General features: G+C 35.1%; 9 protein-coding genes. 1 reads left to right on the top strand and 8 read right to left on the bottom strand.

What is annotated here, in order from left to right:
* Positions 1 to 53: 53 nt before the first annotated feature.
* Both BZK14_RS03030 and fabG read right to left on the bottom strand, forming a co-directional pair.
* Positions 54 to 1637 carry an AbgT family transporter gene (locus BZK14_RS03030; RefSeq protein WP_077925119.1) on the bottom strand — a complete coding sequence of 528 codons (1584 nt, stop codon included), beginning with the start codon at positions 1635 to 1637 and terminating at the stop codon, positions 54 to 56.
* A gap of 404 nt (positions 1638 to 2041) precedes the next feature.
* Positions 2042 to 2797 (bottom strand): 3-oxoacyl-ACP reductase FabG, encoded by a 756-nt coding sequence (gene fabG / locus BZK14_RS03025; protein ID WP_077925118.1) that lies wholly within the window; start codon positions 2795 to 2797, stop codon positions 2042 to 2044.
* Positions 2798 to 3015: 218 nt separating this feature from the next.
* Here fabG and BZK14_RS03020 point away from each other — a divergent pair, with 218 nt between their 5' ends.
* The gene (locus tag BZK14_RS03020; RefSeq protein WP_077925117.1) at positions 3016 to 4254 is read left to right on the top strand and encodes a toxin-antitoxin system YwqK family antitoxin; all 1239 of its coding nucleotides are present in this window, start codon (positions 3016 to 3018) and stop codon (positions 4252 to 4254) included.
* Positions 4255 to 4269: 15 nt separating this feature from the next.
* Here BZK14_RS03020 and rluA read toward each other — a convergent pair whose 3' ends face one another.
* From rluA to BZK14_RS02990, 6 genes are all read right to left on the bottom strand, one after another.
* The gene (rluA, locus tag BZK14_RS03015) at positions 4270 to 4929 is read right to left on the bottom strand and encodes a bifunctional tRNA pseudouridine(32) synthase/23S rRNA pseudouridine(746) synthase RluA (protein WP_077925116.1); all 660 of its coding nucleotides are present in this window, start codon (positions 4927 to 4929) and stop codon (positions 4270 to 4272) included.
* Positions 4930 to 4935: 6 nt separating this feature from the next.
* The gene (rarD, locus tag BZK14_RS03010; protein WP_245831137.1) at positions 4936 to 5850 is read right to left on the bottom strand and encodes an EamA family transporter RarD; all 915 of its coding nucleotides are present in this window, start codon (positions 5848 to 5850) and stop codon (positions 4936 to 4938) included.
* 20 nt (positions 5851 to 5870) lie between these two features.
* Positions 5871 to 7541, bottom strand: a complete 1671-nt coding sequence (locus BZK14_RS03005; protein ID WP_077925114.1) for a Na+/H+ antiporter — start codon at positions 7539 to 7541, stop codon at positions 5871 to 5873.
* Between the two features lie 30 nt (positions 7542 to 7571).
* Positions 7572 to 8474 carry a hypothetical protein gene (locus tag BZK14_RS03000; protein ID WP_077925113.1) on the bottom strand — a complete coding sequence of 301 codons (903 nt, stop codon included), beginning with the start codon at positions 8472 to 8474 and terminating at the stop codon, positions 7572 to 7574.
* Between the two features lie 36 nt (positions 8475 to 8510).
* Positions 8511 to 9752, bottom strand: coding sequence for an aromatic amino acid transporter (locus BZK14_RS02995; RefSeq protein WP_077925112.1), 1242 nt, complete (start codon positions 9750 to 9752; stop codon positions 8511 to 8513).
* A 75-nt stretch (positions 9753 to 9827) separates the two neighbouring features.
* Positions 9828 to 10726: transglycosylase SLT domain-containing protein (locus BZK14_RS02990; RefSeq protein WP_143691291.1), on the bottom strand; the 899-nt coding region annotated here is incomplete at its 5' end.

Raw genomic sequence — 10726 nt, 5'->3', positions numbered from 1 at the left:
AAGAATCTTGTTGTGAGTTGTTGACCTAAAGTGGACACGTCAAACCTCCTAATTTACGGCGCGACAGAATTAATGACAGGAATTGTATATGTACTTTCAAATCCTAATGGAATGTTTAACCACCAGAAAATGTATAACGTTGCCGTCAATACAATGAACAAACCTACGGTATATGGCAACATCATTGAGCACAATGTACCCACGCCCGTTTTACTGTAATAACGGCAGCAGTACATGATGATTAATGGGTAGAATGGGAACATTGGCGTACTGACGTTCACCGCTGAATCACTGATTCTAAATGCTGCCTGTGTTAATTCTGGAGAAATACCGACAGCCATCAACATTGGTACCAAAACTGGTGCCATGATCGCCCATTTAGAAGTTGCTGATGTGATTAAAATATTCACCAAGCCAACCAATACAATCACTAAGAAAACTGTCATTTCTGATGGGATTTTTAAGGTTGTTAATGCGTCCGCACCTGCCAATGCGATCAACTTACCAATATTAGAATGATCAAATGAATATAAGAATTGCGCAGCAAAGAATGCAAATACAATGAAAGGAATCAATGATTTTGTGATCTCTTCCATCGCGCCAATCACATCTTTAGAGGATTTGAATGAACCTGTAATGTAACCGTAGATCATCCCTGGAATTGCAAAGAACATGAAGATCAATGGTACGATCATTTTCATGATTCCCGCTTGCGAGCTTGTCATACTGCCATCTGGCGCGCGTAATGGTGAGCTTTCAGGAATTAACAATACAACCAATAAACCAATCAAAGCTAAAACAGATAAGCCAGCCCATTTAAAACCTGTGTTTTCAACTGGCTGAATCACTGATAATTCATTCGCTTCATCATCTGATAATTGTTGATCCACAGGGCAATTTTTATTCAACCAAGGCTCAACGATTTTTTCTGTCACATACCAGCACATTACAATCACACCAATTGTGCTACCTAAGCTTAAGAAGTAGTTACACAATACGTTCACGACATAACTTGGATCCATGATGTGCGCGGCTTTTTGTGTAAAGCCTTGCATGATCGGATCAATTTTTGATGGTGTGAAGCTCGCACTGAAGCCACCTGCTAAACCTGCAAATGCTGTTGAAACACCAGCTAAAGGATGACGGCCCATTGCATAGAACATCAAAGCAGCAACTGGCATCAAAATCACATAAGCAGAATCCGATACTAAATGTGCGATGATGGAAACCAAAACAACGGTTGGTGTTAAAAATTTAGGAGAAATTAAGCCCAATAATTTCTTCAAAGCAGTTTTAACAAAGCCACTTTTTTCAGCAATCCCAATACCAAATGTTGCAACAATTGTGATGCCTAATGGTGGGAAACTCATGAAGTTATTCACAGATGAAATAATAAACATCACAATTTCATTGTAATTAAACATATTAACGATTTCGATTTTCTTCGGTACTTCGCCTGCAATTTGTGCAGGTAAGAAATAATTGAAATCAACAAATGATAATAAAAATGATAGCACCCAACAGATCATGAGTGCATAAACAAAAAGCATTGTCACACTTGGCATTGTATTGCCAAAACGTTCAACAGCATTTAAAAAGCCTTTTTTCTTCTGTGGCTCAGCTGAGGTTGTTGCCATATAAATCCTTACATAAAAAAATAACAAAACACTTACAAACTGCAAGGACGATAATATATCTTAGCCAGCAAAGCAAAATATTTTTACATCAAAATGAACAAAAAAAAGTGAGCCACGAACAGCTCACCTTTTAATAAAAACAAATATTTATAACATATTATAAATAAGTTAATTAATAATATTTAAATATTGTTTACCATAACAATATGTATCCAAAAAGCTAAAAAACTACTCTACGCTTAATATCTCTATCTATTTTCATACTCTCTCTCCACTCTATTATTAATGATCAAATACATTATTCTTATTCGATGGTTATCAATTATTTACTAATTGATAAATAAAATATAACAAAATAGATAGATGGCTAATATTTAAATATAAAATGATCAGACTAAATATTATTACAATAATGCTTCTGGCGATTCAGGTAAAATTTGTCCTCCATCTACAATAATAGTTTGCCCTGTAATGAATTTAGCCTCTTTAGATGCTAAAAAGGCCGCTGCATAACCAATATCTTTGGGCTCTCCCAATGTATGTGTTGGAATGGTTGCCTTCATTTGATTCAAGTAAGTTTCACCCTGCGCTGCTAAACCTTCAGTTAAAATATTACCTGGCATCACAGCATTTACCGTAACTCCGAAACGTGCATATTCCAATGAAGCGCTACGCATAAATCCTAATTGTGCAGCTTTTGATGCACCATAATGGCTCCAACCAGGAAAACCTGTAATTGCACCTGTGATAGAAGAGGTAATCACCACGCGGCCATAATTCTGTTTCTGCATTTGTTTTAAGGCAGCTTGTACAACGAAGAACATACCTTTAACATTCACTGTTTGCATTAGATCCCAATCTGCTTCTGTCATTTCTTCTAGCGTTGCTTGTGGAAAAATACCAGTATTTGAGCAAACAATATCTAAACGACCATATTTCTCAATAATGCTATCAATACCAGCTTGCACAACAGATTGTTTTGTTACATCCATTGTTATAAAGTCACCATTAATTAATTTTGCTGACTCATTACCTGCCACTTGATCAATGTCAGCAATGATCACTTTTGCCCCAGCCTCTGATAAAGCCTCAGCAATACCTTTACCAATACCTTTTGCACCACCTGTTACCAACGCAATTTGATCTTTTAACTGAAACATAGCTGCTCCTTTATACGTATAACTAAATTATTATTCATGGTCATAATGCTAAAAATATTTCAAAAAAATATTAATAATGATATTAATTAAAATAACCTTAATTGGTTTGACTCATAACATATCATAAAACACTTAAAATAGTTTCCTATGAATCACTCATCATTTTGCGGTAAACTGTTCAATACTATTTATAATTACCTACCGTTTAAGGAAAAATTATGAGCTACAAGAAAATATCACTATCAATTGCAGCAACTCTAATTCTTGGTACATTCTCATCAGCACAAACACAATTGCAAACATCTGTGGAATTTGAACCTAATTCAATCATTGCTTATTTCTCAGAAGATGGCACCTTACTACCAACTCGTAATGGCAGTGAATACTACCGTTATTTTAAAGAAATTGTCAGTGGCTGCTACTTAGTTCAAGATTTCTATAGCATGAATGATCAAAAACAGACTGACCCTATCTGCTTCACTGACCCTATGGAGTTGCAATCTTGGTTCCCACAAAGCATGCAAGGCCCATTGACTTTTTGGGATATTCACGGCAATAAAATGCAAGAAGGGTATAGCCAACAAGATGGTGGTAGTTCTGGTTTTTGGAAAACATGGGATAACTATGGTAATGCCAATACTTATGAGTTGATCAATGGTGAAGTGATTGTTTCTTACTTCGACCCTGAAGGCAATCGTCAAGCTATGCCTGTCAATGGTGGAACATTTAGAACGATTTTAGATCAAAACCCAGAAACCGGAGAATACTTAGTTGCTGACTATTTCACAGATAGTCGTATGCGCCAAATGGATCCTGTCATCATTCAACGCGAAGATCTTCTCAGCTGGGATATAAAATATCGTCATGGCACTTATACTTATTACAATGATGAAGGAGATCTGACAACTGTTGAACAATATGATGATGGCAAACTCAATGGTACAGTCACTAATTGGTATCCCAATGTATATCCTGCGCAAAAATTTGATGAGCTACATTTCACAGATGGGCAACAAGATGGCTTATATATCCGCTGGTATGACAATGGTTATCCTAAAATTAAAGCTATCATTGATAATGGCAATCTTCAATCCTTAAAATGTTGGGATAGTAACTTTCATGAGTTAAACTCCACACAGTGCCCTGCACTATTTGATGAATATGCCTATGATAATACTATGCAAATAGAAGAAGAAACCATCAATATTGAAGAAAATGGCACAGAAACTGCGCCGATTGAAATCATCATTCCTGGGCAAGAAGTTATCATTGATGAGCTAGAAAGTACGATTGAGACATCTGACAACACAGAAACTTCCAATGATAACGCTACAGTGATTTTCCCTAAAGATCAGGATATCGAGGAAAGCACAGATGCTACTGAATCACCTGCTGAACCCGAAACTGAGGGAAAAAAGATTTTAAAATCCATTAAAAATATTATGGATGCACTATAAACTCAATAGCCAAGATTATAAAAAACTAGGTGGCTGTTTAAACAGCTGCCTTTTTTTGGTTATAGGATGAGTAAAAGCTAATTCAGCAGCATGTAAATATAAACGATTTCTACCTTTTAAAGCATCTTCATGAGCATAAAAACGATCCCCTAAAATTGGATGCCCCTTGCTCATCATGTGTACTCGTAATTGATGCGATCGTCCTGTCACGGGCACTAATTCAATCAAGGTATTACCATCATCATCTTCAGATAAAACTTTGTAATGCGTGAGTGCATCTTTCCCATATTCATACGAAACCATTTGTTTAGGCCGATTGGGCCAATCACAAATCAACGGAAAATCTATACTTCCCTCTTTTTCTGCCAAAATACCAAAAACTTTAGCGATATATGTTTTATCCGTTTCTCGCTCACGAAATTGACGTTTTAATTCACGCTCAGCTTCAATATGTAATGCTACAACCATTAATCCACTGGTCGCTAAATCTAATCGATGAACTGTTTCTGCATCAGGAAATTCCCATTGAATGCGAGTTAATATACTATCCCACAATTCAGGTGGTTTACCTGGCACTGATAACAAATCATGTGGCTTATTAACCACCATAATATCTCTATCTTGATATAGAATATCTAACCAAGGCACAATGGCTGGATCATAATAATAATTCATGTACTTTTAATCTTTAGATTTCGTGGACAATAAACGCACTTGAGATTGATATTTGCGATATTCAGAAATAATAAAAATTACAACTGCGACCCAAACAATAATAAAGCCCATTAAACGCATAAAATCTACAGAATCATTAAAGAAAAGTACACCATTAATCATCTGCAATGTTGGCGAGACAAATTGCACAATTCCCACTAAAGACAGTGGAATTTTTTTTGCGCCTTCTGAGAATAATAATAATGGGATAGTTGTCGCTGCCCCCGATAACAACAACAAAACTAAAGGCAAGGTTGGTAATTCTGTAAATACAAGATTGCCTTGATTAAACTCATAGAATAGATAAATACTAGCAAATGGCAACATAAAGAATGTTTCAAAAGCGATACTTGGCAATGTCTTGACAGGATAGGCCTTTTTCAATAAGCCATAAAATGAAAAAGTGATGGCTAATCCTAATGCAACATAGGGAATTGTTTGACCAACAATGGTTAACCATATAATACCAACAATCGCAATCCCAACAGCCATTGATTGGCTATGGGATAATCGTTCTTTTAAAATCAGTCGCCCTAAAAAAATGCTGAATAATGGTGTAATAAAATACCCTAAACTTGCATCCACAACTCGATTGGCCGTAATTGCCCATAAATACGTTAACCAATTAAAAAATAATAATTGTGAGGTAACAAATAAAACAAGTACTGTTTTGCGTTGCGTTAAGACAGCTAAAATCGATTTCCACTCTCTAAATAACGTCAAAACAAGAACAACAAACACAACAGACCATATGATCCGTTGTGACATCAGCTGAGTAGAACCCAACATTTTTAGTGAATACCAATATAAAGGGAAATTCCCCCACATAAGGTAACACCCTAAAGTATAGAAAATACCTTTTTTATATTCACTTTGATTCACAATAACCAGCCTAAATAAAATTAATGACGCTCGCGTCCTGATAATACAGTTTCAAGCAAATCGAGATCATATCTTAGTTTATTTGCGGTTTCTTCGCTGATTTTTTGTGTTGATTTTAAGCGCATTAATTCCCCGCGTTCTGCACGAATCGCAGCAAGCCTAAATCGTAATTCTAAAGCATCATAGTATTCTGTTTCAGCATTACTAATCCCTAAAGATTGACGAATCCCCCTTGCAACATGATTATGTATATCCTCAATATGCTGAGGATCTAGTTTTACTTCATTATTATTAATTAGGCGTGTTTCTAATGTTTGAATGCTTGTTAAAGCTACCTGTTGCATAGCAGCACGTGCAATTTTAGTTTCTTGTTCAAACTCATCATCATCTACAATAAAGCCACGCAATAACAATGGTAAAATTATAATGGCAACAATCAAAGATAAAATGATGACACCAATGGCAATGAAGTTAATATAATTTCGACCAGGCACTGAAATAAATATTGGTGATGTACTAATGAATAGAGGTATTGATAAAGCTGCTGCTAATGTAACGGCACCACGCACACCCGCAAAAGTCATAATTACCAATTCTTTCAATGTTAAAAATTCATAATCCCATTTGATATTTTTTTTCCAAAAAATAATTTTCTTAATATGTTTCATGGCAAATAACCAAATGAATCGCAATAACATCAACATGCCATAGACAATCAGAATATCAGACAACATACTAAATAAATTAATACCATTATCTGCACTGATTGTTTCAACAGAATATTCAATAATGCCCGGAATTTGTAAGCCTAACATTAAGAAAACAATACCATTTAGCAAATATTCCAAAATACTCCATGTACTATTTGCTTGAAAACGCATTTTAATGGAAACATTACTCATTGTATTACAATAAGTGACTGTCATTCCTGCTACAACTGCAGCTAAAATCCCTGAGCCACCCAAATGTTCTGCCACAACGTAAACTAAGAAGGGGAGTAATAATAGAAAAATCATTTGGATCGTACTTTCATCACCTTGTAAGCGCGTTAATACAATCACTAATCGGACATAAAACCATGTTACAACTAAGCCAATTAAAATGCCTCCGCCCGCCATTAGGATAAAATTACCACCCATTTTGACGTAATCGCCAGTATTATTGAAAACAATCGTTCCCATAATAATAGCAACAGCATATTTTAAAGAAACAAGCGCAGAAGCATCATTGAGTAATGCTTCTCCTTCTAAAATTTTGCTCAATTTTTTAGGCAATGTGCCTTTACCAACAATACCTGATAATGCCACAGCATCGGTTGGTGATAGTACAGCAGCTAATGCAAAACCTACAGCTAATGGAATATCTGGCATTAATGTAGGAATAAAAAAACCCAATCCTACAACAGTAGCAAACACTAACAATAATGCTAAACTAATGATCTCCCAACGAGATTGTAAAAATTCATGAAATGGCATTCGTAATCCATCCGCAAATAACAGTGGCGGAATGAATAGAAATAAAAACAAATCAGGATCAAAATCAATATGTAATCCAAAAGATGGAAATGCTAAAAGAACACCAATAATAATTTGTAATACAGGTAGAGCGACTTTAAAAGGCAGGACGCGGCGGATAATGTCAGATAATGACACCATCGTAATTAGGATCAATATAGTATAGAATATTTTCATAATTTATCGCTTATTTATAAGATTGAAAATCTACACTGCCTTTGATGATATCATCGCATTCACACTGTCTAGTGTTTGTGTTTTTAAGAAAAACTGGACGTCTTGAGAAACAAATTCTGAAAATTGAATACCATGATCCGTTAATAATAATTTCAAACGTTTTAATGTTTGTTTATAAAAAATATAGTCACTCTCTTCACCACCAAAGATCTCTGTAAAAATATCTTTAGCAGGCACAATGAAAACGACCTCTTCACCATTCCATAATACTAAATGACCACTACCCAATACTTGGAATGTTGAGCCCATATCGAAAATGATATGTTTCATCACTTCCCATAAAGGTTCTAAGTTAATTTGAATTAACTGTGTTGCATAGAAACTACTGATATCACTCAAAGTCACCATATGCATATGTGCAACTTTACAATCCAAAGCAGATTCAATAATTGAACGAAGCACTTCTGTCACAATACCTTCTTGAGATATTGTATTCTCAATATGGTTTACCAATGCTTGATTCTCTTCAGTTTTAGGTAAAATTAGTAATGCTGGAAAAATATATAATGGATCAGGTGATTGTGTATCCTTATTAAATGCACTCACAGAAAACTCACCACCTTTTGCTGTAATTGTTACGATAGATGGCTCAAAGTTATTGGGTCTAAAATTAATTTTAGATACTTCTGTCATCTCATGATAGATCGGGAATTTAGGGCGCATGATCTGTGCCACTTGATAGCCTGCACCCACGAATACAACACCTGCATCAGATAATGCTGGATACAACTGTTGAAGTGATGCCGTCACTTTACGGCTCATCTCTTCAGCTATCTCTTTATCCAAATATGTTTGTAAACCTGGACTCAACTCTGATAATTGCAGCATGACTGCAAAATCTAAGTACATTAATTCAGGTTGAGTAGTATTCATGGGAACTCCTTTAGATGATCGAGATAAGGCAAAAATTTATGGTGCAAGAAAGTTTAACGCGTTCCAATGGAAAACTTCAACTAACAAATGTGATACTGCTGCAATCACACCATAAATAATCACAAGATATGGCATCCACTTTCCACCCATTGCTTTGAATACAGGTTTTTCATTACCTGCTTTCTTACGATGTGCAATGACCATCATACCTGGAATGATCACAGACCAAATCGCTGCAAATAAACCTGCAAAACCGATTGCTACAATGAATCCACCTGGCAAACTCATGCCTAAAATTGTTGGCGGAATGAATGTGATCACAGCTGTTTTTGCACGACCCAATGCTGAATCATCAAATTTACATAAGTCCGCAATATAATCGAATAAACCTAAACCCGCACCTAAAAATGAAGTGACCACAGCAAAAAACATAAAAAATTTCAAGATTGTTCTAAAAACTTCGGACAAATTAACAGTATTCAACAGCCATACTAAACCATCATTGGCTTGTGCAACTTCTAAAAACTGAATACGAGGAATATTCCCCATAATACCCAACATCCAAACACCATAAAAAATCAAAGTTAAAACCATGCCAATCGCAATAGCTAAACGAATTTTTTTCCCACCTTCACGACCATAATATTTTACAAAACTTGGAACACTTGCATGAAAACAAAAAGATGTTAGAAAAAAAGGCAAGCTGGCAAATGCATAAATGGCAAATTTAGACTCACCAGATGGCTCAAATAAATTTGGGATAGAAATAGACTTTAATAGTCCTGTTAATGCCACAAATAATGTGATGAACATTGCAATCATTAAAACTGTAGAAATGCGATCCACAGCTTTAGCCCCCCACCAAACGACTAATGAAAATATAACAGCAAAGACTAATCCTGCCATAGCTTTTGGCATAGTAATATTAAAATTCATTTGCAATGCATTCTGAATAACAGAACCAGAACCATCAACATATGCATATAAAAGAATATACAAAACAAATGCAACCGATAAACCATTCACGATTGTTGCAAAATGCCCTAAATTATCTTTAACTAAGGTATGAAAACTTGAGCCCTCAGGATAACTTAAGTTAACCTCTAGAATTTCTTCAGCTGAATTTTGCATAAAAAATGTGGTGAGTAACATGATAAAAATAGTCCATGTAAACCACATGCCCGCAGATACAATCGGAAGTGTTAGCATACCCGCACCAATCATTGTGCCAGCAGCAATCATCGCACCACCAAGTACGGATGGTTGTCTTGTTGTCATAAGTGAATACTCGTTTATAGTTAAAATCAAACGATTATTGTACTCATGAAAATAGATAAGACAATATAGAAAATATTAAGATTTCATAGTTTTTTTAGTAGAGCCATAAATAATATATTTATCTAACTCTTTCTTAGGTACACCCTTTAAATGTTTAATTTCTGTTTCAGGCAACATAATACCTTTTACATTATTACGCTTCGCAACATTAGGATTATAAAATTCAATAACATCTTTAGGAATATTAGAAGCTTTAATAATCCTATTTAACTTTTCAGGGCTATCTGTTCTAATTCTCACAAGTTCAGGTATATCTACTTGTTCAATCTTTGACAATTTATCTCTTTCAGCAATCACTTCTGAAAGTGCTAAAACTTTTGGAATATATGCCTTTGTGATTTTAGGTAAATCAATGCTCCAATAATCTGTCCCTTTGCCACGCTGTCGATTTGCTTTAATACTTCTCAAAACTCGCCCTTCTCCAGCATTATAAGCAGCCATCGTTAATAGCCAATCGCCATCAAACATTTTATTTAAATATTCCAAATAATCTAAAGCAGCCTTAGTAGAGGCCGCAGGACTATAACGACCATCATAATTATTCTTAACATCTATACCAAAATTCTTAGCTGTTTGTTTACCAAATTGCCACAATCCTACATACTGACCTTTATTTGATGCTGCTGGTTTATAACTACTCTCAATCAAGGGAATCATAGCTAATTCTGCTGGCATATCGCGCTTTTTAATTTCATTTAATATATAACTCATGATGACTAAACGATCAGAGTCTAAATGATTAAAAATTCTAGGGTCCTTTGTGAAGCTTTTAATATGTTTCTGTACTTCTTTGTGTTTCACTTCATCTGTTAATTGTCTATGTTTAGAAAAATCATTAATAAGTAATTTTTCAGTTCGGCTATCAACATTTTTTCGTGACGAAGAGCTTGCAGCTGTATTAGCACTTGCACAAG

This window comes from Wohlfahrtiimonas larvae, assembly GCF_002006755.1.
Lineage (GTDB): Bacteria > Pseudomonadota > Gammaproteobacteria > Cardiobacteriales > Wohlfahrtiimonadaceae > Wohlfahrtiimonas > Wohlfahrtiimonas larvae.
The sequence above is the reverse complement of the archived record's forward strand: the minus strand, read 5'-3'. Positions and strand labels throughout refer to the sequence as shown.